Source organism: Streptomyces corchorusii (assembly GCF_001514055.1).
GTDB lineage: Bacteria > Actinomycetota > Actinomycetes > Streptomycetales > Streptomycetaceae > Streptomyces > Streptomyces olivaceoviridis.
In genome coordinates this window covers 288,373-309,230 of the sequence record NZ_KQ948351.1, presented here as the reverse complement: position 1 = coordinate 309,230, position 20,858 = coordinate 288,373, and the positions used below count along the sequence as shown (strand labels likewise).

The following is a 20,858-nucleotide window of genomic DNA, read 5'->3' as shown; positions in this document are numbered from 1 at the left end:
GCGGGGGCCCGGAACGTGCGTCCCGGGGAGTTGCGGATGGATCTCGAACCGGCCACGGCGGGGGCCCGTCGTGACCGGCGGGTGACGCGCCGGTGACCTACGAGACGACGTCCTTGCGGGCGAAACCCCGGAAGGCCAGGGCGAACAGCACCAGGGCGTACGTTACGGAGAGCGCGGTGCCCTGGATCATGCCGGACCACTCGGGGCGGGGCTGGACGGCGTCGGCCCACGCGAACTGCCAGTGCGCGGGCAGGAAGTCACGCCAGTGGCCGAGGGCGGTGACGGCGTCCAGGACGTTGCCCGCGATGGTCAGGCCGACCGCGCCGCCGACCGCGCCGAGCGGGGCGTCCGTCCTGGTGGACAGCCAGAACGCCAGCCCGGCGGTGACCAGCTGGGACACGAAGATGTACGCCACGGCCACCAGGAGCCGCTGGGCCGCCGTCCCCGTGTCGAGCGCGCCGCCGGTCGGTATCTGAAGCGGGCCCCAGCCGTAGGCGGCCGTGCCGGCGGCGAGCGCCACGAGCGGCAGCAGCACCATCGCGGCGAGGCTCATCCCGAGCGCCACCACGAGCTTGGACCACAGCAGCCGGGCCCGGGGCACCGGCGCGGCCAGCAGATAGCGCAGCGACGACCAGCTCGCCTCCGAGGCGACCGTGTCCCCGCAGAACAGAGCGACCGGGATCACCAGCAGGAAGCCCGCCGAGACGAACAGGTTCACGGCGGCGAAGTTGGCGCCGGAGGCGGTGGCCGTGTCCATCAGGGTGACCTGGTTGTTCCGGCCGCCCGGGTCGCCGCCGATCGCGAAGGCGATCAGCAGCACGAACGGCAGTACGGCCAGGACGGCGCCCATGACCAGCGTGCGGCGCCGCTTGAGCTGGCGGACCAGCTCGACCCGCAGCGGCAGGGTGCGCCCCGCCTGATAGCCGGAGGCGACCTCGGTGAGCGTGCTCATGCGGAACCTCCGATCAGGGTGAGGAAGGCGTCTTCCAGGCGGCGGTGCGGGCCGACGGAGGCGACCGGCACCTCCAGCCGCACCAGCTCCACGACCAGTCGCTCGGCGGTGCCGCCGGGTTCCAGCCGGATCAGCAGCCCGTCGTCGGTGCGCACGGCGGAGGCGACGCCGTCCAGCGCGCCCACCTTCTCCACCACGGGCTCCTGCACCGGTACGGCGGTGCCGACCAGCAGGGTGTCGCCGGAGCCGACGATCTCCCGGACCGGGCCCGCCTGCACCAGCCGGCCGCGGTCCATCACCACCAGGTGGGTGCAGGACTGCTCCACCTCGGCGAGGAGATGGCTGGAGACGATCACCGTACGGCCGCCGGCCGCGTAGCGGATCATCACCTCGCGCATCTCGCGGATCTGGGGCGGGTCCAGGCCGTTGGTGGGCTCGTCGAGGATGAGCAGGTCGGGCAGGCCCAGCATGGCCTGGGCGATGGCGAGGCGCTGCCGCATGCCCTGCGAGTACGTGCGGACCGCGCGGGCGAGCGCGTCGCCGAGCCCGGCGATCTCCAGGGCCTCGTCCAGGTGGGCGTCCTCGGGCGGGCGGCCGGTGGCCCGCCAGTACAGCTCCAGGTTCTCCCGGCCGGACAGGTGGGGCAGAAAGCCGGCGCCCTCCACGAACGCGCCGACCCGGGAGAGCACCGACGCGCCGGGCCGGATGGTGTGGCCGAAGACGCGGATCTCGCCGGCGTCCGGCCGGATGAGGCCCATCAGCATGCGCAGGGTGGTGGTCTTGCCCGCGCCGTTGGGTCCGAGCAGGCCGAGGACCTGGCCCTTCTCCACCCGGAAGGAGAGGTCCCGGACGGCGTACCGGTCGGTGGACCCGGCGTACCGCTTGCTCAGGTCCGTGATCACCAGCGGGACCTCGGCCAGCGCGGGGTCGGGCGCGGGGGCGGCCGTCCGGCGGCGGGTGGTGAGCAGCAGGGCGAGGGCGGCGACCGCACCGGCCGCGGGCAGCCACCAGACCCAGGCAGGCAGGGGCGCGGCGGCGGTGGTGACGGAGGGGGCCGTCGGCACGCTCAGGCCTCCCTTCAGGGAGACGGTGTAGGTGGCCGGGGCGGCCGGTGAGGCGTAGCCGAGGTCGGTGGAGGCGAGGACCAGGCGGAGCCGGTGGCCCTTCTGCACCTCGTGGTCGATCGCCGGGAGCGTGACGGTGACGTCCTTGCCCGTCTTGGCGCCGGTCACCCGGAACGGGGCGACGAGCCGGGCGGGCAGCACCTGCCGGGTGCCGTCGGGGCCGACGTCGTAGACCTTGCCGAACAGGACGGCGTCGTCGCGGGTGGAGGTGATGTGCACGGTGGCGGTCGGGGTGCCGGTGATGCGCAGGTCGCGGGTGAGCGGCGCCGAGTCGAACCGGGCGTACTGGCCGGGGAAGTCCAGGGAGACGCCGATGCCGAGGGCGGAGAGCTGGGCGAGGCCGCCGGAGCCGCCGAGGCCGGGCAGCGCGGAGACGCCGGGCGGGCTGGCCCCGGCCGGGTTGGCGACGCGCTGCGTGCCGCCGGTGAGCGCGATGGTGCGCGGATGGTCACGCAGGCCGGGATAGGCGGCGGCGCTCGCGCCGCGCAGCCGGGCGGTGCCGTCGGTGGAGTCGACGCCGCCGGTGCGGGTGATCCGGAAGGCCGGGCCGGTGTCGGTGCCCTTGTCGCCCTTCAGGTAGCGGTCGAACCACGCGCGCACGCGTGTCTCGACCCGGCTGGTCTCCATGTCGCCGCCGTCGTGCCCGCCCGCGATCCAGTCGACGTCGACGGGGGCGCCGTTCGCGCGGATCGCCTTCTCGGCGGCGTCGGCCTGGCCCAGCGGGAACAGGGAGTCCGTCTGCCCCTGCACCAGCAGCGTGGGCACCTTGACGCGGTCGCCGACCGCCGACGGTGAGCGTTCCTCCAGCAGCTTCCGGGCGGCCGGGTCCGGGGTCCCGGACTCGGCGACCCGCTCGTACATCCGGCACAGCGCGGGCTCGAACTTCGCGCAGCCCCCGCCGGTGTTGACGAAGACGCCGGCCCACAGCTTCTTGAACACGTCGTTCGGGAAGAGGGCGTCCGCGAGGTTCCAGTAGGTGATGGCCGGGGCGATGGCGTCGACCCGGTGGTCGTACCCGGCGGCGAGGAGGGAGATCGCGCCGCCGTAGGAGCCGCCGGCCACGCCCACGCGCGGGTCGCCGGGCTTGTCGAGCCGCACCTGGGGCTGCCTGGCCAGCCAGTCGATGAGCCGGGAGACGTCGGCGACCTCGCCCTTCGGGTCGTTCAGGCCGATCTTCCCGGTCGAGCCGCCGAAACCGCGCGCGGACCAGGTCAGGACCGCGTACCCGTCCCGGGCGAGGTCCTCGGCCTGCCGACGCATGTCGTCCTTGCTGCCGCCGAAGCCGTGCGCGAGCAGGACGGCGGGGTGCCGGCCGGCGCCGGCCGGGGTGAAGTACGAGGTGTCCAGGCGCACCCCGTCGACCGCCATGACCTGGTCGCTGCGGTGCACGGCCCGCGGGTCGTCGGAGGCGACGGCCGCCGTCCACGTCCCGGCGCCGGCGAGCACCACGACGGCGGCCCCGGCGGCCAGGAGCCGGCGGGGCCGCCGTAGCAGGCTGCGCAGGGCGGGCAGTCGAAGATCCATGCGTCAACGGTACGGGGCGGTGCTGACAACCGCTGCCGACCTGGGGTTGAACGGCGGACCCTCCCCTGGGAGTACGAGTCCGCCGTCTCCTACCGCGACCGTGGTACGGGCGGCGGCTCGGTCGCGCCGGTCTTCGGGGCGCGTGATCAGGCCTGGGCGTCCTCCGGGATCGACACCAGCCAGTGGGTGTCGCGGCGCGGGCGCAGGTACAGGGCCCAGTAGAGGGTCGCCGCCGCGGTGATGCCGCCGGTCCACAGCAGGTAGCTCGTCTCCTGCTGGGTCAGGATGTAGGCCAGGACGGCGATGAGCAGGACCGGCACCGCGGGCCACAGCGGCATCCGCCAGGCGGGGGTGTGCCGGTGGGAGCCGCGGCGGGCGAGCAGGGCGGCGACCGCGACGAGCAGGTACATGCCGGTCACCGAGACGCCGGTGACGCCGTACAGGGTGTCGAGGTTGACGAAGCAGAGCACCGCGCCGGGGACGCCGACCGCGAGGGTGGCGACCCAGGGGGAGCCGAAGCGGCCGAGCTTGGAGAAGACGGTGTTGACCGGGCCGGGCCAGGCCTTGTCGCGGGCCGAGGCGAACAGGACGCGGGAGTTCTGGATGACCATGACGATGCCCGCGTTGATGATCGCGAGGGCCACGCAGAGGCTGACGAAGGTGCCGACCGCGGAGTTGGACCAGGCGGTGACCATGGAGCTGATGTCGCCGCCGGTCAGTTCCTTGAGGTCGGAGGCGCCCATGGTGATGGCGACGACCGGCACCAGGATGACCACGGTGGAGATGGCCAGGGTGGCGAGGACCGTCCGGGCGACGTTGCGGCGCGGGTTCTCCAGTTCCTCGGAGAGGTAGACGGCGGTGGAGAAGCCCTGGGTGATGAAGAGGGCGATGGCGAGGCCGGAGACCACCAGCATGGCCGTCACGGTGTCGGTGTGGCCGTTCGCGCCGGCCACCTGCATCGAGACCAGGCTGCCCACCCCGCGGTGGCCGTGCGAGAAGCCCAGCAGGGCGACGACCCCGGCGGCGATGACCTCCAGGACCAGGAAGATGCCGGTGATCCAGGCGTTGGCACGCAGGTCCAGCAGACCGGCGAGGGTGGCCAGCAGCATCACTCCGGCGCCCGTCATGGACGGGTCAAGGTGGACGATGGGGGCGAGGTAGTCCGCGGTGCCCATCGCGATCACCGGGGGCACGATCATCACGACCAGCAGGGAGAGCACGAAGACCAGCCAGCCCGCGAGCCGTCCGGCCATCGTGGAGACCATGGCGTACTCGCCACCCGCGCTGGGGATCAGGGTGCCCAGCTCGGAGTAGCAGAACGCCACGGCGATACAGAGGAGCGAGCCGATGGCGATCGTCAGGGCGGTGGCGGTGCCGAGGGAACCGAACAGGTCGGGGACGACGACGAAGAGCGTGGAGGCGGGCGTGACGCAGGACAGCGTCAGCAGGGTGCCGCCGACGACACCGATGGAACGCTTCAGCCCCGGTGCCGGGGCCGTCGCGGTGTCTACCACGGACTTCTGGAGCGTGTCGGTCATACGGCGGTTCCGTTCGACGTGAGCGGCTGAGGTGGGGGTCGGGAGCGCTATCGCCTCCGGCGGATCGTCGTACGTTCGTCTCGTCCGCTCCCGGCGCTGCATAGAGAACCCCGACGAAAACCACCACGTCAATGGCCGCTTGCCTTCGGAATCCGCACCTCCGGACGACTGTGTGCCGCATCACTTTCCCAGGCTGTGACGCACTATAGGTGCATCCATCAAGCCCACGACTGATGTGACCTTGCTTTTGAAGGTCATCTGCTCGTAACCCCTTCGCCACCCGTTTCGTCCGGGCTGAACGGGAACCGCAGCCAAGGTTTCAAAAAAATGTCAGCCGTCCGGTATCCGGACGGGATATCCGGTCGCGTCCATGTCAGTGGTGGCCGATAGAGTGCGCCCCGCACAACAGACACACAGCTTGGGGTGGGGACATGAGGAAGAGGCACACCGCCGCGTGGGTCGCCTGCACGGCGGCAGCGCTGGTGGCGGTCTCCGGCTGCGGCACGGAGAGCGCCAGGACGGCCGTCAAGGCGGTCGACAAGGCCGATCAGGCCATGGCGGCACTGACCAGGGCGACGGACCGGACGGAGCGGCTGGGCTCGGCCGAGGTGCGGATGACGACCGACACCGGCACCAGCGGCCCGATCTCCATGAAGGGCACGTACTCCTGGGGCCACGGATACGCCTTCGACGTGGAGATGGACACCAAGGCCGCGAACATGCAGGCCATGAACCACTCCCCCACGACGCACGTCCTGTTCGTCGACGGCGTCTACTACTACGACGTCGACCGCTTCACCTCCGGCCCCTACCAGGGCAAGGACTGGATCAAGATCGACGGCTCGGTCCTCTTCGGGAAGAAGGGCGCCGAGGCCCTCAGCGGGGACAACGGCAGCCCCTCCGCCTCCATGAAGGGCCTGCGGTACGCCAAGGACGTCCAGGACCTCGGCACGCAGACCGTGAACGGGAAGCACACCACGCACTACCGCGGCGTCATCGACAGCGCCCACATGGGCAAGCTCAAGGACGTCTACGGCGAGGGCAGCCCCATGAGCAAGGCGACCGGCGCGGAGTCGATCGTCATGGACGTGTGGGTCGGCTCCGACGACCTGCCGGTCCGGCTCAAGGAGAAGATCGGCGTCATGACGATCAGCATGGACTTCGACAAGTTCGGCAGGACGGCCACCGTGCAGACCCCGCCCGCCGGGCGCGTCGCCGACCTCACCGACATGATCAAGGAGCAGCGGAGCCGTCAGGGCTGAACGCGCCGGTGCCCCGCCCGCTGCCGGGCAGCGGGCGGGGCACCGTGCCGTCCGGCTCAGTGGTTGCGCGGGAAGCCCAGGTCCACGCCCGCCGGGGCGTCGGCCGGGTCGGGCCAGCGGGTGGTGACGACCTTGCCGCGGGTGTAGAAGTGCGTGCCGTCGTTGCCGTAGATGTGGTGGTCGCCGAAGAGCGAGTCCTTCCAGCCGCCGAAGGAGTGGTAGCCCACCGGCACCGGGATCGGCACGTTGACGCCGACCATGCCGGCCTCGATCTCCAGCTGGAAGCGGCGGGCGGCGCCGCCGTCCCGGGTGAAGATCGCGGTGCCGTTGCCGAACGGCGAGGCGTTGATGAGCGCCACGCCCTCCTCGTAGGTCTCGGCGCGCAGCACGCACAGCACCGGGCCGAAGATCTCGTCCTGGTACGCCTTCGCGCTGGTCGGCACCTTGTCCAGCAGCGAGATGCCGATCCAGTGGCCGTCCTCGAAGCCCTCGACGGTGTAACCGGTGCCGTCCAGCACCACCTCGGCGCCCTCGGCGGCGGCGCCCTCCACGTACGAGGCCACCTTGTCCCGGTGCGCCTTCGTGATCAGCGGGCCCATCTCGGACGTCGGGTCGTTGCCCGGACCGATCTTGATCTTCTCGGCGCGCTCGCGGATCTTCTCCACCAGCGTGTCGCCGACGGCGCCCACCGCCACGACCGCGGAGATGGCCATGCAGCGCTCGCCCGCGGAGCCGTAGGCCGCGCTCACGGCCGCGTCGGCCGCCGCGTCCAGGTCGGCGTCGGGCAGGACCAGCATGTGGTTCTTGGCGCCGCCCAGCGCCTGCACGCGCTTGCCGTTGGCGGAGGCGGTGGTGTGGATGTAGCGGGCGATCGGGGTCGAGCCGACGAAGGAGACGGCCTTGACGTCCGGGTGCTCCAGCAGACGGTCCACGGCCACCTTGTCGCCGTGCACGACGTTGAAGACACCGTCGGGCAGACCGGCCTCGGCCAGCAGCTCGGCGAGGCGGATCGACGCCGACGGGTCCTTCTCGCTCGGCTTCAGCACGAAGGTGTTGCCGCACGCGATGGCGATCGGGAACATCCACATCGGGACCATCGCCGGGAAGTTGAACGGCGTGATGCCGGCGACGACACCGAGCGGCTGGCGGATCGAGGCCACGTCCACCCGGCTCGCGACCTGCGTGGACAGCTCGCCCTTCAGCTGGACGCTGATGCCGCACGCCAGGTCGACGATCTCCAGGCCGCGCGCCACCTCGCCCAGCGCGTCCGAGTGCACCTTGCCGTGCTCGGCGGTGATCAGCTCGGCGATCTCGTCCCGGTGCGCGTCCAGCAGCGCCCGGAACTTGAAGAGGACGGACGTGCGCTGGGCCAGGGAGGACTGGCCCCAGGCCAGGTAGGCGTCCTTGGCCGCCGCGACGGCCGCGTCCACCTCCTCGACCGACGCGAACGCGACCTTCGTGGTGACCGCGCCGGTCGCCGGGTCGGTGACCGGCCCGTACGCACCCGACGCGCCTTCGACGGTCTTCCCGCCGATCCAGTGGTTGACGATCTTCGTCATGTCCGGAGACTCCTTCTCACAGATGGCGGCGTCGGGTCGAGACGTGCCGTTCGTACAGCTCACGTGCCTTGACCGCGGCGGGGCGGGTCGCGGTCTCGGCCACAGGAACATCCCACCAGGCCTGCGCCGGAGGCGCCCCCGACACAGTGTCGGACGTTTCCGTCTCCACGTAGACACATGTGGGTGTGTCGGCCGCGCGCGCCTCCGCGAGCGCCGCGCCCAGCTCCCGTACGGTCTTCGCGCGCAGCACCCGCATGCCGAGGCTGGCCGCGTTGGCGGCGAGGTCGACGGGGAGCGGGGCGCCGGTGAAGGTGCCGTCCTCGGCGGGGTAGCGGTAGGCCGTGCCGAACCGTTCGCCGCCCACCGAGTCCGAGAGCCCGCCGATCGAGGCGTACCCGTGGTTCTGCACCAGCAGGACCTTGATCGCGATGCCCTCCTGCACGGCGGTCACGATCTCCGTCGGCATCATCAGATAGGTGCCGTCGCCGACCAGCGCCCACACGTTCCGCTCGGGCGCGGCGAGCTTCACCCCGAGGGCGGCCGGGATCTCGTAGCCCATGCAGGAGTAGCCGTACTCCAGGTGGTACTGGTCGCACGACCGGGCCCGCCACAGCTTGTGCAGGTCGCCCGGGAGCGAGCCGGCCGCGTTGATGATGACGTCCGACTCGTCCACCAGCGCGTCCAGGGCGCCGATGACCTGCGGCTGGGTCGGCCGTGCGTCGAGCTCTTCGGCCTCGAAGCAGGCGTCGACGCGCTGCTCCCAGCGTTCCTTGTCCTCGGTGTACTCGCTGACGTAGGAGTCGGCGACGCGGTGGCCGTGCATGGCCAGTGCCTCGGTCAGCTCGCCCAGACCGCTGCGGGCGTCGGCGATCAGCGGCAGCCCGGCCAGCTTGTGGCCGTCGAAGGGCGCGATGTTGAGGTTCAGGAAGCGGACGGCCGGGTTCTCGAAGAGGGTGCCGGAGGCGGTGGTGAAGTCGGTGTACCGGGTGCCGACGCCGATGACGAGGTCCGCGGTGCGGGCCAGTTCGTCGGCGGTCGCGGTGCCGGTGTGGCCGACGCCGCCGACGTCCTGCGGATGGTCGTACCGCAGGGAGCCCTTCCCGGCCTGGGTGGAGGCGACCGGGATGCGGGTCGCCGCCGCGAACTCGGCGAGGGCCTCCTCCGCGCGGCTGTGGTGGACCCCGCCGCCGGCGATGACGAGGGGCCGTGCGGCGGAGCGGATCGCCCGGACCGCCTCCGCCAGCTCGGTCGGGTCCGCGCCCGGCCGCCGTACGGTCCACACGCGCGTCGAGAAGAACTCCTCCGGCCAGTCGAAGGCCTCCGCCTGCACGTCCTGCGGCAGGGCGAGCGTGACCGCGCCGGTCTCCACGGGGTCGGTGAGGACCCGCATGGCCTGGAGGGCGCTCGGGATCAGGGCCTCCGGGCGGGTGACGCGGTCGAAGTACTTCGACACCGGGCGCAGGGTGTCGTTGACCGACACATCGCCCGCGTACGGCAGCTCCAGCTGCTGGAGGACCGGGTCGGCGGGGCGGGTGGCGAAGACGTCGCCGGGCAGGAGCAGCACCGGGAGGTGGTTGATGGTCGCGAGGGCCGCGCCGGTGACGAGGTTCGTGGCGCCGGGGCCGATCGACGTCGTGACCGCGTGCGTGGACAGGCGGTTCGACTGGCGGGCGTAGCCGACCGCCGCGTGCACCATGGACTGTTCGTTGCGGCCCTGGTGGTACGGCATCACGTCCGCGTACTCGACCAGGGCCTGGCCGAGGCCGGCGACGTTGCCGTGTCCGAAGATGCCCCAGGTGGCGCCGATCAGCCGCTGCCTGCGGCCGTCCCGCTCGGTGTACTGGGCGGCGAGGAAGCGGACGAGCGCCTGGGCGACGGTCAGCCGGATCGTCATCGGTAGCCCCCTGTGCTTTCTACGTGGTCGGGGTGGAAACAGATCCGCCATTCCCGGGTCTCGCCCGGGCCCGCCATGACGTTCAGGTAGTACATGTCGTGCCCCGGCTGGGCGATGGACGGGCCGTGCCAGCCGTCGGGGACGAGGACGGCGTCGCCGGAGCGGACCTCGGCGAGGACGTCGGCGCCGCCCTCCCGCGAGGGGAACACCCGCTGGTAGCCGAGCCCGTTCGGGCCGTCGATCTCGAAGTAGTAGATCTCCTCCAGCTCGGACTCCTCGCCCGGCCGGTGCTCGTCGTGCTTGTGCGGCGGGTACGAGGACCAGTGGCCGCCCGGCGTGATCACCTCCACGGCGATCAGCTTGTCGCAGGCGAAGGAGTCGGCGGAGGCGAAGTTGCGCACCCGGCGGGCGCAGGTGCCGCTGCCGCGCTCCTCGACGGGGACCTCCGGCGCGGGGCCGTAGCGGGCGGGGAGTCGTCGCTCGCACTTCGCTCCTGCCAGGGCGAAGCGGCCTCCCGCGCCGGAGGCGATCAGGACCTGGGCGTCCCGGGGCACGTACGCGAAGTCGGAGACATCCGCGAACACGCTTTCCCGGCCCAGGAGTTGGAACTCGTCGTGGTCCATATGTACGGTACATCCGCCTTCCAGCGGAAGCACGATCCACTCACTGTCCCCGGTGGTGAACGTATGGCTGCCACCGGGCGCCAGCTCGACGACACGCAGGCTGCTGTGCGTCCAGCCGGCCACCTTCGGGTCGATGTCGACGGCGTACCGGGAGTTCGCGGCGGCGCCCCGGGGCAGATGCAGGTCGGTGCTGGTCATGCGGCCCTCACAGCAGTCCTACGGCGGTGTCCACGGCGGCGGCCACATCGCCGTCCGCCGGGTACAGCAACGAGCGGCCGACCACCAGGCCGCGCACGGTGGGGAGTCGGAGCGCGCCGCGCCACTTCTCGTACGCGGCGACCTGGTCCTCGGGTGAGTCGCCGATGTCCCCGCCGAGCAGCACGGCGGGCAGGGTGGAGGTCTCCATCACCTGGGCCATGTCGTCGGGGTTCTCGGTGACCGGCACCTTCAGCCAGGTGTAGGCGGAGGAGCCGCCGAGGCCGGAGGCGATGGCGATGGACCGGGTGACCGCTTCGGCGGACAGGTCGTTCGTCACCTTTCCCCCGGGGGTACGGCGGCTGATGAACGGTTCCACGAACACCGGCAGCCGGCGCTCGGCCATGGCGTCGATGGCGCGGGCGGTGGACTCCAGGGTGGTCAGGGAGCCGGGGTCGCTGTAGTCGACGCGCAGCAGCAGCTTGCCCGCGTCGAAGCCGAGGCGCTCGATGTCCTGCGGGCGGTGGCCGGTGAACCGGTCGTCCAGCTCGAAGCTGGCCCCTTGCAGGCCGCCGCGGTTCATGGAGCCCATGACGACCTTGTGGTCCAGGGCGCCGAGGAGGAGCAGGTCGTCCAGGATGTCGGCGGTGGCGAGGACGCCGTCGACGCCGGGCCGGGACAGCGCGAGGCAGAGGCGTTCGAGCAGGTCGGCGCGGTTGGCCATGGCGAGCTTGCGGTCGCCGACGCCGAGCGCGCCACGGGCCGGGTGGTCGGCGGCGACGATCATCAGCCGGCCGCTGTCGTTCAGCAGCGGCCTGCGCGCCCGACGGGCAGCGGCCTCCGCGATCGCCTCGGGGTGCCGGGTACGGATCCGGACGAGTTCGCCCACGTCGACACGCCGGCGCGGGGTGCCTGCGGCGCCTTGGCGGGGGGAGGTCGCGGGGGCGTCGGGTCGGGAGGGTGCGGTGCCTGCGCGGGGAGGGGTCGGGGAGCCCTCGCCGGGAGCTTCCGCGGAGCCTGCGCGGGGAGCGGATGCGAGGGCGTCGGAGCGTGGGGGCGCGGCGCCCTCACGGGGAGGGGTGGGGGAGCCCTCGCGGGGAGCGGACGCGGTGGAGCCGGTGCCGGAGCCGTCGTCGGGGTGCGTGCCGGTGACGCGGCCGGCCCTCACAGCACCACTCCGGCGTCGAGCGCGGCGGCCACCTCGTCCGGGGTCGGCATCGCCGAGGAGCACTCCAGGCGGGAGGCGACGATGGCCCCGGCCGCGTTGGCGTGCCGCATGATCGTCTCCAGGTCCCAGCCGGCCAGCAGGCCGTGGCAGAGGGAGCCGCCGAAGGCGTCCCCGGCGCCGAGTCCGTTCAGGACGGTGACGGGCAGGGGCGGGACCTCGGCCGACTCACCCTTCTGGTTGACGGCGAGGACCCCCTTGGGGCCCTGCTTGACGACGGCCAGCTCGACCCCGGCGTCCAGCAGGGCGCGGGCGGCGGCATGCGGCTCGCGCACTCCGGTCGCGACCTCCACCTCGTCCAGGTTGCCGACGGCGACGGTGGCGTGGCGCAGGGCCTCGGCGTAGAAGGGGCGGGCGGTGCCGGGGTCCGACCAGAACATGGGGCGCCAGTCGAGGTCGAAGACGGTGATGCCCGCCTTGGCCCGGTGGGCGAGGGCCGCGAGGGTCGCCGTACGGCTCGGCTCCTCGCTCAGGCCGGTGCCGGTGACCCAGAAGATCCGGGCCTCGCGCAGGGCGTCCAGGTCCAGCTCGTGGGCGTCGATCTCCAGGTCGGGGGCCTTGGGCTGGCGGTAGAAGTAGAGCGGGAAGTCGTCCGGCGGGAAGACCTCGCAGAAGGTGACGGGGGTCGGCAGGCCGGGGACGGGGGTGACCCAGCGGTCGTCGACGCCGAAGCCGCGCAGCGCCTCGTGGAGGTAGGCGCCGAACGGGTCGTCGCCGGTACGGGTGATCACGGCGGTGCGCCGGCCGAGGCGGGCCGCGGCGACCGCCACGTTCGTCGCCGACCCGCCGAGGAACTTGCCGAAGGACGTCACCTGGGCGAGCGGGACACCGGTCTGGAGCGGGTAGAGGTCCACTCCGATCCGCCCCATGGTGATCAGGTCGTAGGCCATCGGCTTCCCTTCGTCATGGCTCTCCCCGGCTTTCTAGTCCCGCATGCCGAGCCATGTCAATGTTTTGTCCAGACATTCGGACTAGTCTCCGGCCGGGCCCCCGTCACGCGGGCGCCCTATGTGGCTGCTGTGTCACAAAGACCTCCCTCCTGTCACACATGTCACGTGTACGCGGGTTCTCGGTCACACCCGGTCGACAGAGAGGCTCGGCTGGTCACTCAACGTCGTTCACCAGGCGCAGGTTTGTGATCAGCGCAGCGCCCGGTCCCCCCGGTGGCCCTTCCCGGTCGCCGCCGCGGTGCGCGCGGGGAGGTGCAACGCATGGCCGACCGAAGGCTCTGGTCCTACAAGGAGATCGCGGCGCACATCCGGGTGCAGCCGGACACCGTACGGTCCTACCGCAAGCACGGGCTGCTGCCCCCGCCCGACCACGTCGAGGGCGGCAAGCCCTTCTGGTACGCCGACACCGTCCGCGCCTGGGTCGCCTCCCGTCCCGGCAACCGCGGTCGCAGAGAGGACTGACGCGCTCTCGCGGGCACGGTGCCGGGCAGCGGGGAGGCCGGGGGGAGCGGTGACGGGCGCTGGGCTCTCAGCTCCAGGGCTCGATGACCGTGACGCCCGCGCCCGGCGCCGTGTCCATCGCCGCGAGGGCCGCCGGAGCCGCGTCGAGCGCGATCGTCCGGGTCACCAGGAGATCCGGACGCAGTACGCCGGCGCCCACCAGGTGCAGCATGCCGGGATAGGTGTGGGCGGCCATGCCGTGGCTGCCGAGGAGTTCCAGCTCCAGGGCTGTCGCGCGGGCCAGCGGAACCGGGGTGGTGCCGTCGGGCGAGGGCAGCAGGCCGACCTGGACGTGCCGGCCGCGGCGGCGCAGACCGTTCACGGACGCCGCGCAGGTGGCCGGCGAGCCGAGGGCGTCGAGGGAGAGGTGGGCACCGCCGCCGGTCAGCTCCCGGACGACGGCGGCCGGGTCGGACACCCCGGTCGCGTCCAGGCACTCGGCGGCTCCGAACGTCCGCGCCAGCTCCAGCGCCCGGGGTGACACGTCGACCGCGACCACCCGGGCCCCCGAGGCCGCCGCGATCATCACCGCCGACAGGCCGACCCCGCCGCAGCCGTGCACCGCGACCCACTCCCCGGCCGCCACCCGGCCCTGCTGCACCACGGCCCGGAACGCGGTGGCGAAGCGGCAGCCGAGCGCGGCGGCGGTGGCGTACGTCATGCCGTCCGGCAGCGCGACGAGGTTGACGTCGGCGTGGTCGAGCGCGACGTACTCGGCGAAGGAGCCCCAGTGGGTGAACCCGGGCTGGGTCTGCCGCTCGCACACCTGCTGGTCGCCCGCCGCACAGGACGGGCAGCTGCCGCAGGCGCAGACGAACGGCACGGTGACCCGGTCGCCGGGCCGCCAGCCGGTCACCCGCGCGCCCACCGCCTCGACCACGCCGGCGAGTTCATGCCCCGGCACGTGCGGCAGGGTGATGTCCGGGTCGTGCCCCATCCAGCCGTGCCAGTCGCTGCGGCAGAGGCCGGTGGCCTCGACACGGACGACCACACCGTGCTCCGCAGGCTCCGGGTCGGGTACCTCCCGCACCTCGGCCGGCTTTCCGTACTCCTCGAACATCACGGCTCGCATGCATGCTCCTTTCAGGAACCTGCGCGAAGGCTAGGGCCTCTCGTTTGGATCATGCCGGGCTCGCGGGCCCTGGCACCGCGCCTCGCCGCGTTGTCGTCGGTTGCCATGGCTCCGCCATGGCGCCCTCCTCCGCCTTGCGATGCACGGCACCAGACCCCGCTCCCTGATCCGGCCTGATCCAAACGAAAGACCCTAGACGCTCCGGGGGCCACCAGGGTGGGTCACCAGTTCCGGTTCGTCGTGGCTGGTGACGCCGTTCCCCGCGCCGCTGCCGGGCGCTTCCCGCTCGCCCTCGCTCATGCCGAACCGGTCGTGGAAGCGCCGCAGCCGCGCCGGCGCCCACCAGGTCGCCCTGCCCGTCAGCCGCATGACGGCCGGGACCAGGAGGCCGCGGACCACCATCGCGTCCATCAGGACCGCGAGCGCGATGCCGAGGCCGAGCATCTTGGTGTTGGTCACCCGGGAGGTGCCGATCGCCACCATGACCACGGCCAGGATGACCGCCGCCGCCGTGATCAGACCGCCCGTGCGCTGGAGGCCGAGGCGGACCGCTCCCTCGTGGTCGCCCGTGCGGTCGTACTCCTCCTTGATACGCGAGAGCAGGAAGACGCCGTAGTCCATGGAGAGGCCGAAGGCCACGCAGAACATCAGCACGGGCAGGGTGGTCTCGATGGAGCCGGGGCTGGTGAAGCCGAGCGGGCCGGACAGGTGGCCGTCCTGGAAGACCCAGACGACCGCGCCGAACATCGCCGTCAGGCTGAGCGCGTTGAGCACCACGGCCTGGAGGGGTATCAGCACGCTGCCGGTCAGGAGGAAGACCAGCAGGAGCGTGACGACGGCGATGAACACGGCCGCCCAGGGCAGGCGCTCCGCTATCGCGTGCTTGGTGTCCACGAGGACGGCGGCGGTGCCGGTCACCTTGGTGGCGAACGGGGCGTGCAGCGCGCGCAGGTCGCCGACCAGCCGCTGGGCCGGCTCGCCCACGGCCTCTCCCCCGGGCTGGACCGTGAAGTAGGCGGTGTCGCCCTTGACCAGGGGGCCGTCGACGCGGACCACCTCGGGCAGGGCGGCCATCCGCTGCTTGTAGGCGGCGTACTGGGCGTCGGTGGCCCGGCCCTCGGCGAGGACTTCCAGGCCGCCGCCGGGGCTGCCGGGGAAGCCCTCGCGCAGGTGCTGCTGCACCACGTGGGACTCGGCGGTCGAGGGTAGCTGCCGGTCGTCGGCCGTACCGAACTCGACCCCCAGGAAGGGCAGTCCGAGCAGCACGAGCAGGGCGGTGGTGCCGAGGGCGAAGAGGGGGGCGCGGCGCATCACCAGGCCCGCCGTACGCGCCCAGGCGGTGCCTGCCTCGGCCGGATTCGACGCGCGGCCCCGGCGGAAGAGGCGGCGCAGGTCCAGGGAGTTGACCCGGTGGCCGAGCAGGACCAGCGCGGCCGGGAGCAGGATCAGGGCGGCTGCCGCCGCGAGGAGGACCACGGCGATGCCGGCGTAGGCGAAGGACCGCAGGAAGTACTGCGGGAAGACCATCATGGCGGCCAGGGAGACCGCGACCGTCAGGGCGGAGAAGAGCACGGTGCGGCCGGCCGTGCGCAGGGTCGTGCCCACGGCGGTCGACGGGTCGGCGCCGGTGGACAGTTCCTCGCGGTAGCGGCGGACGATGAACAGGGCGTAGTCGATGGCGAGGCCGAGCCCGAGCGCCGTGGTGAGGTTCAGCGCGAAGACGGAGACGTCGGTGAAGGCGGTCAGGCCGCGCAGCACCGCGTTCGTCCCGAGGATGGCGACGATGCCGATGCCCAGCGGGAGCAGGGCCGCCACCGCGCTGCCGAAGACCATGACCAGCAGCACCAGCGTGATCGGCAGGGCGATCAGCTCGGCGCGGGTGAGGTCCTCCTTGATGACCGTCTGCATCTCGTGCCGCACCGCGACGATGCCGCCGATCCGCACCTCGACCGGGCCGTGCGTGCCCCGGTAGTGCGGGGCGATGCGGTCCAGGGTGCGGCCCATCGCGCTCTCGTCGCCGGTGACGCGGGCGGCGATCAGCGCCTCGTGGCCGTCCTCGGCGCGCAGGGCCGGGGCCTGCGCGGGCGCGGCCTGCCAGTAGGAGCCGACGCCGGTGACGCCCGGCTCCCCCGCGAGCCGCGCGGCCAGGGCGCGGGCCTCGGCGGCCACCGCCGGGTCGTCCACCGAGGCGCGGCCCGCGTCGACCAGGAGCAGCAGGTTCGGCGCGGAGGCGGGGAACTCGCGCTCCAGCGCCTTGGTCGCATACGTCGACTCGGCGGCCGGGTCCTCCCAGCCGCCGCTGCCGAGGCGGTCCGCGACCCCGCTGCCGGCCAGCACGGCGAGCGCGGTGAGCACCAGGGCGACCAGGAGCGACAGGCGTGGCCGGGCGGTGACGAATCGGGTCCAGCCACCGACCCGGGGCGGTTGGGCCCCGGACCGCGGCGCCTTGTTGACATCGGTCATCGTGCGGTGTCCCCTTCACCGTGACCAGCGCTGACGTGTGCGCGCACGGCAGCATGGTCCAGCCATTGCCTAGACTGGCAAACACGAGAGATCGCTCGCGTTTCATCAGAATGCGAGCGACCACTCGCGTTTGTCAATCGCGTTCGGAGAGCTGGGGATAACGCGTGCCCGACACCACACAGAAGGACGGCACCCCGGAGGCCACACAGAAGGCCCGCGCCTCGGAGGCCCGCGCCTCGGAGGCCCGCGCCTCGGAGGCCGGCACCCCGGAGGCCCGCGCCTCGAAGGTCGGCGCCTCGGAGAAGGAGCAGGCGCCGCGCCGCCGCCAGGCCCGCGGTGAACGCCGTATCGCCCAGCTGCTCGAAGCCGCCGCCCAGGTCTTCTGCACCACCGGCTACACCACCGCCAGCACCAACGCCATCGCCCGCGCCGCGGGCGTCTCGCCCGGCACGCTCTACCAGTTCTTCCCGAACAAGGAAGCGATCGCGATCGAGCTGGGCGACCGGCTGATGCACGAGATGCGGGAGGCGTACGGCGAGGCACTGGCCCCCGTCGACCCCGCCACGCCGCTGGAGGAGGCGATCGGCTCGGCCGTCGACCGGTTCATGGCCTTCAACACCGACCACCCGGTCTTCTTCGCGCTGATGCACGGACCCGACGTCCCGGGCCGGATGGCCGAGGCGCACGACCAGCTGCACACGACGGTGATCGGCCGGATCGAGGCCCTGCTCGGCTCGCTCATGCCCGGCGCCGACCCGGCCGACGTCACCCGCACGGCCCGTGTCTGCCTCGGCGTCTACAAGGCCGGCCTGGAACTGGTCCTGGCCCACCAGGGCGCCGAGCGGGCCGCGTACATCCAGGAGACCAAGGACGTCCTGATCCGCTACCTGGAACCCCTGGTGGGTGACCGGCTCGGCCGCACCTGACACGCGACGCCGGCGACCCGGGCGCGAACCCCATTGGAGTCATACCCCCTAGGGGTATAGTCTGAGAAGAGATGGGGTTCCCCGCGGCCTCCATTGCCTCCGTGACCCCACTGGCCCCACACGCCTCGACGAGGAGTAACGACATGACCGCTCAGACCGACACCACGGGCCCCGTCACCACCGTCTACAAGGTGACCGGCATGAGCTGTGGCCACTGCGAGGGCTCCGTCTCCGGCGAGATCTCCCAGCTCCCGGGCGTCAGCTCGGTGAAGGCCGTCGCGTCGACCGGCGAGGTGACCGTCGTCTCCGAGGCCCCGCTGGACGAGGAGGCCGTGCGCGCCGCCGTGGACGAGGCCGGTTTCGAGCTGGCCGGCCAGGCCTGAGGAAAACCCTCCGTTTCCCCGACCCGGGCCGTGCCGACCAGCTGATACTGGATCCGTACGGCCCGGTCCGATGTCTGGAGTCCGGACATGACCAGCACCACCGCACAAGCCGCGAAGACAGCCGCGCCCACGGGCACCACCTCCGAGACCGAGCTGCTCATCGGCGGGATGACCTGCGCCTCCTGCGCCGCCCGGGTGGAGAAGAAGCTCAACCGGATGGACGGCGTCAGCGCCACCGTCAACTTCGCCACCGAGAAGGCCAAGGTCACCTTCGCCGACGGCGTCCGGGTCGCCGACCTGATCGCCACCGTGGAGAAGACCGGCTACACCGCCGAGGAGCCGCCGCCGCCCCGGCCCGCGCCCGAGACGGAACCGGAAACCCCCGCACCGGACGCCGAACTGGGCGCCCTGCGCCACCGCCTGTTCGTCTCCGTGCTCCTCGCCGCCCCCGTGGTCCTGCTCTCGATGATCCCGGCGCTCCAGTTCGACAACTGGCAGTGGCTCTCGCTCACCCTCGCCGCGCCGGTCGTCGTCTGGGGCGGCGCCCCCTTCCACCGGGCCGCCTGGACCAACCTCCGGCACGGCGCCGCCACCATGGACACCCTCGTCTCGGTCGGCACGCTGGCCGCGTTCGGCTGGTCGCTGTGGGCCCTGTTCTTCGGCGACGCCGGCATGCCCGGCATGCACGACGAGTTCCGCCTCACCGTCTCCCGCATGGACGGCGCCTCCACGATCTACCTGGAGGTGGCCGCCGGGGTCGTCGCGCTGATCCTGCTCGGCCGCTATCTGGAGGCCCGCTCCAAGCGCCGCGCGGGCGCCGCCCTGAAGGCCCTGATGGAGCTGGGCGCCAAGGACGTGGCGGTGCTGCGGGAGGGCCGCGAGGTACGGATACCGGTGTCGTCCCTGGCCGTCGGCGACCGGTTCGTCGTCCGGCCCGGTGAGAAGATCGCCACCGACGGCACGGTCGTGGAGGGCGTCTCCGCGGTCGACGCCTCCATGCTGACCGGCGAGTCGGTGCCGGTGGACGTCGGCCCCGGCGACCGGGTCACCGGCGCCACGGTCAACGCGGGCGGCCGGCTGGTCGTGGAGGCCACCCGGGTCGGCGCGGACACCCAGCTCGCCCGGATGGCGAAGCTGGTCGAGGACGCGCAGAACGGCAAGGCCGAGGTGCAGCGGCTCGCCGACCGGATCTCCGCCGTCTTCGTCCCCGTGGTCATCCTCATCGCGCTCGGCACGTTCGGCGTCTGGCTGGGCGTCACCGGCGACACGGTGGCCGCGTTCACCGCCGCCGTGGCCGTCCTGATCATCGCCTGCCCCTGCGCGCTGGGCCTGGCCACCCCGACCGCGCTGATGGTCGGCACCGGGCGCGGCGCCCAGCTCGGCATCCTGATCAAGGGCCCCGAGGTGCTGGAGTCCACCCGCCGCGTGGACACGGTCGTCCTGGACAAGACCGGCACGGTCACCACCGGCCGGATGAGCCTCCAGGCCGTGTACGTCGCCGAGGGCGAGGACGAGAAGGAGCTGCTGCGGCTCGCGGGTGCCCTGGAGCACGCCTCCGAGCACCCCGTGGCCCGTGCCGTCGCCGCCGGCGCCGAGGAACGCGCCGGAGCGCTCCCGCCGGTCGAGCACTTCGAGAACGTGCCCGGCCGGGGCGTGCGCGGGCGCGTCGACGGCCGCGAGGTGGCCGTGGGGCGCCTCTACGACGACCTCCCGCAGGAGTTGGCCCGCGCGGCCCGCGAGGCCGAGCAGGAGGGTCGTACGGCCGTCGTGGCGGGCTGGGACGGGCGGGCCCGCGGGGTCCTCGCCGTCGCCGACGCGGTCAAGCCGACCAGCACCGAGGCGATCCGCGGGCTGCGGGCGCTGGGGCTGACGCCGGTGCTGCTCACCGGGGACAACCGGACCGTCGCCGAGGCGGTCGCGCGCACGGTCGGCATCGACTCCGCGCACGTCTTCGCCGAGGTGCTGCCCGAGGACAAGGTGGACGTCGTACGCCGGCTCCAGCGCGAGGGGCGGGCCGTGGCCATGGTCGGCGACGGCGTGAACGACGCCGCCGCGCTGGCCGCGGCGGACCTGGGCCTGGCGATGGGCACCGGCACGGACGCGGCGATCGAGGCCGGCGACCTGACGCTGGTGCGCGGGGACCTGCGGGTGGCCGCGGACGCGATCCGGCTGTCCCGGCGGACGCTGGCCACCATCAAGGGCAACCTGGTGTGGGCCTTCGGCTACAACGTCGCCGCGCTGCCGCTGGCCGCCGCGGGGCTGCTCAACCCGATGATCGCGGGGGCGGCGATGGCCTTCTCCTCGGTGTTCGTGGTGACCAACAGCCTGCGGCTGCGGGCCTTCCGGTAGGGCGGGGGCGATTGCCGGGGCGGATGTCCCGGTCCCCCTGGAGTCCTGCGCGAGCCTCACATAAGCTCTACACAAGGCTCTCGCATCATCCTTACGCTTGAGCCCCGATCGCCGTATCGGGGCTCTTGCGCACCTAAGGGACATATGCAAGAGACACAGATCACAGTGATGCGAACGTAACCATCGAAGGGGTTCGAGGGTCTAAGTTGGCGATGTCAGCCCAGCGTCTTGGGGGGCGCTGACTGGCATCTGGGGATGTCTTGGGGGACTTCCTCAGAGATGCGTTGCCGGGGCACGCACACCGGGAAGCTTTGAGCG

Annotated in this window: 15 protein-coding genes; 5 read left to right on the top strand and 10 right to left on the bottom strand. The window is 72.5% G+C overall.

Annotated features, from left to right (window positions below; genetic code table 11):
* Positions 1 to 97 precede the first annotated feature (97 nt).
* From AQJ11_RS01340 to AQJ11_RS01330, 3 genes are all read right to left on the bottom strand, one after another.
* On the bottom strand, positions 98 to 952 hold the full coding sequence (locus AQJ11_RS01340) for an ABC transporter permease (RefSeq protein ID WP_058080593.1): 855 nt from the start codon (positions 950 to 952) through the stop codon (positions 98 to 100).
* Positions 949 to 3,600, bottom strand: coding sequence for a CocE/NonD family hydrolase (locus AQJ11_RS01335; protein WP_059261540.1), 2,652 nt, complete (start codon positions 3,598 to 3,600; stop codon positions 949 to 951). The genes AQJ11_RS01340 and AQJ11_RS01335 overlap by 4 nt, the downstream gene beginning before the upstream one ends.
* Positions 3,601 to 3,746: 146 nt before the next feature.
* On the bottom strand, positions 3,747 to 5,138 hold the full coding sequence (locus AQJ11_RS01330; RefSeq protein WP_014672827.1) for an APC family permease: 1,392 nt from the start codon (positions 5,136 to 5,138) through the stop codon (positions 3,747 to 3,749).
* 431 nt (positions 5,139 to 5,569) lie between these two features.
* Between AQJ11_RS01330 and AQJ11_RS01325 the strand changes: the two genes are divergently transcribed.
* Positions 5,570 to 6,400, top strand: a complete 831-nt coding sequence (locus tag AQJ11_RS01325) for an SCO4651 family lipoprotein (RefSeq protein WP_059261539.1) — start codon at positions 5,570 to 5,572, stop codon at positions 6,398 to 6,400.
* Between the two features lie 56 nt (positions 6,401 to 6,456).
* Here AQJ11_RS01325 and mmsA read toward each other — a convergent pair whose 3' ends face one another.
* The 5 genes from mmsA to iolC all read right to left on the bottom strand — a co-directional run bounded on the left by mmsA (position 6,457) and on the right by iolC (position 12,786).
* Positions 6,457 to 7,959 (bottom strand): CoA-acylating methylmalonate-semialdehyde dehydrogenase, encoded by a 1,503-nt coding sequence (gene mmsA / locus AQJ11_RS01320; RefSeq protein WP_059261538.1) that lies wholly within the window; start codon positions 7,957 to 7,959, stop codon positions 6,457 to 6,459.
* Between the two features lie 16 nt (positions 7,960 to 7,975).
* Positions 7,976 to 9,853 carry a 3D-(3,5/4)-trihydroxycyclohexane-1,2-dione acylhydrolase (decyclizing) gene (iolD, locus tag AQJ11_RS01315; protein ID WP_059261537.1) on the bottom strand — a complete coding sequence of 626 codons (1,878 nt, stop codon included), beginning with the start codon at positions 9,851 to 9,853 and terminating at the stop codon, positions 7,976 to 7,978.
* Positions 9,850 to 10,674 (bottom strand): 5-deoxy-glucuronate isomerase, encoded by an 825-nt coding sequence (iolB, locus tag AQJ11_RS01310; RefSeq protein ID WP_014672832.1) that lies wholly within the window; start codon positions 10,672 to 10,674, stop codon positions 9,850 to 9,852. Before iolB ends, iolD begins: the two co-directional genes overlap by 4 nt.
* A gap of 7 nt (positions 10,675 to 10,681) precedes the next feature.
* Positions 10,682 to 11,560 (bottom strand): Cgl0159 family (beta/alpha)8-fold protein, encoded by an 879-nt coding sequence (locus AQJ11_RS01305; RefSeq protein ID WP_014672833.1) that lies wholly within the window; start codon positions 11,558 to 11,560, stop codon positions 10,682 to 10,684.
* Between the two features lie 275 nt (positions 11,561 to 11,835).
* Complete coding sequence (gene iolC, locus AQJ11_RS01300) at positions 11,836 to 12,786, bottom strand: 5-dehydro-2-deoxygluconokinase (protein WP_059261536.1); 951 nt, start codon at positions 12,784 to 12,786, stop codon at positions 11,836 to 11,838.
* Between the two features lie 321 nt (positions 12,787 to 13,107).
* On the opposite strand from iolC, the gene AQJ11_RS01295 reads away from it, so the two are divergent.
* Positions 13,108 to 13,308, top strand: a complete 201-nt coding sequence (locus tag AQJ11_RS01295) for a helix-turn-helix transcriptional regulator (RefSeq protein ID WP_014672835.1) — start codon at positions 13,108 to 13,110, stop codon at positions 13,306 to 13,308.
* A gap of 67 nt (positions 13,309 to 13,375) precedes the next feature.
* On the opposite strand, the gene AQJ11_RS01290 is transcribed toward AQJ11_RS01295, so the two are convergent.
* Together AQJ11_RS01290 and AQJ11_RS01285 are read right to left on the bottom strand one after the other, a co-directional pair.
* Positions 13,376 to 14,419: a zinc-dependent alcohol dehydrogenase family protein gene (locus AQJ11_RS01290; RefSeq protein WP_059261535.1), complete on the bottom strand. Its 1,044-nt coding sequence runs from the start codon at positions 14,417 to 14,419 to the stop codon at positions 13,376 to 13,378.
* A 192-nt stretch (positions 14,420 to 14,611) separates the two neighbouring features.
* Entirely contained in the window at positions 14,612 to 16,882 is a 2,271-nt protein-coding gene (locus AQJ11_RS01285) for an MMPL family transporter (RefSeq protein ID WP_059261534.1), read from the bottom strand.
* 164 nt (positions 16,883 to 17,046) lie between these two features.
* On the opposite strand from AQJ11_RS01285, the gene AQJ11_RS01280 reads away from it, so the two are divergent.
* From AQJ11_RS01280 to AQJ11_RS01270, 3 genes are all read left to right on the top strand, one after another.
* Positions 17,047 to 17,808, top strand: a complete 762-nt coding sequence (locus AQJ11_RS01280) for a TetR/AcrR family transcriptional regulator (protein WP_059261533.1) — start codon at positions 17,047 to 17,049, stop codon at positions 17,806 to 17,808.
* Positions 17,809 to 17,951: 143 nt separating this feature from the next.
* The gene (locus AQJ11_RS01275) at positions 17,952 to 18,191 is read left to right on the top strand and encodes a heavy-metal-associated domain-containing protein (protein ID WP_014672839.1); all 240 of its coding nucleotides are present in this window, start codon (positions 17,952 to 17,954) and stop codon (positions 18,189 to 18,191) included.
* A gap of 87 nt (positions 18,192 to 18,278) precedes the next feature.
* Positions 18,279 to 20,540: a heavy metal translocating P-type ATPase gene (locus tag AQJ11_RS01270; protein WP_059261532.1), complete on the top strand. Its 2,262-nt coding sequence runs from the start codon at positions 18,279 to 18,281 to the stop codon at positions 20,538 to 20,540.
* The last annotated feature ends 318 nt before the right edge of the window (positions 20,541 to 20,858 follow it).

Bases quoted from the DNA above. Each gene is read 5' to 3' on its own strand.
- AQJ11_RS01340 (WP_058080593.1), bottom strand. From the start codon at position 952: ATGAGCACGCTCACCGAGGTCGCCTCCGGCTATCAGGCGGGGCGCACC.
- AQJ11_RS01330 (WP_014672827.1), bottom strand. From the start codon at position 5,138: ATGACCGACACGCTCCAGAAGTCCGTGGTAGACACCGCGACGGCCCCG.
- AQJ11_RS01325 (WP_059261539.1), top strand. From the start codon at position 5,570: ATGAGGAAGAGGCACACCGCCGCGTGGGTCGCCTGCACGGCGGCAGCG.
- iolC (WP_059261536.1), bottom strand. From the start codon at position 12,786: ATGGCCTACGACCTGATCACCATGGGGCGGATCGGAGTGGACCTCTAC.
- AQJ11_RS01285 (WP_059261534.1), bottom strand. From the start codon at position 16,882: ATGACCGATGTCAACAAGGCGCCGCGGTCCGGGGCCCAACCGCCCCGG.
- AQJ11_RS01270 (WP_059261532.1), top strand. From the start codon at position 18,279: ATGACCAGCACCACCGCACAAGCCGCGAAGACAGCCGCGCCCACGGGC.
- iolB (WP_014672832.1), bottom strand. From the start codon at position 10,674: ATGACCAGCACCGACCTGCATCTGCCCCGGGGCGCCGCCGCGAACTCC.
- AQJ11_RS01295 (WP_014672835.1), top strand. From the start codon at position 13,108: ATGGCCGACCGAAGGCTCTGGTCCTACAAGGAGATCGCGGCGCACATC.
- AQJ11_RS01290 (WP_059261535.1), bottom strand. From the start codon at position 14,419: ATGCGAGCCGTGATGTTCGAGGAGTACGGAAAGCCGGCCGAGGTGCGG.
- AQJ11_RS01335 (WP_059261540.1), bottom strand. From the start codon at position 3,600: ATGGATCTTCGACTGCCCGCCCTGCGCAGCCTGCTACGGCGGCCCCGC.
- AQJ11_RS01275 (WP_014672839.1), top strand. From the start codon at position 17,952: ATGACCGCTCAGACCGACACCACGGGCCCCGTCACCACCGTCTACAAG.
- mmsA (WP_059261538.1), bottom strand. From the start codon at position 7,959: ATGACGAAGATCGTCAACCACTGGATCGGCGGGAAGACCGTCGAAGGC.
- iolD (WP_059261537.1), bottom strand. From the start codon at position 9,853: ATGACGATCCGGCTGACCGTCGCCCAGGCGCTCGTCCGCTTCCTCGCC.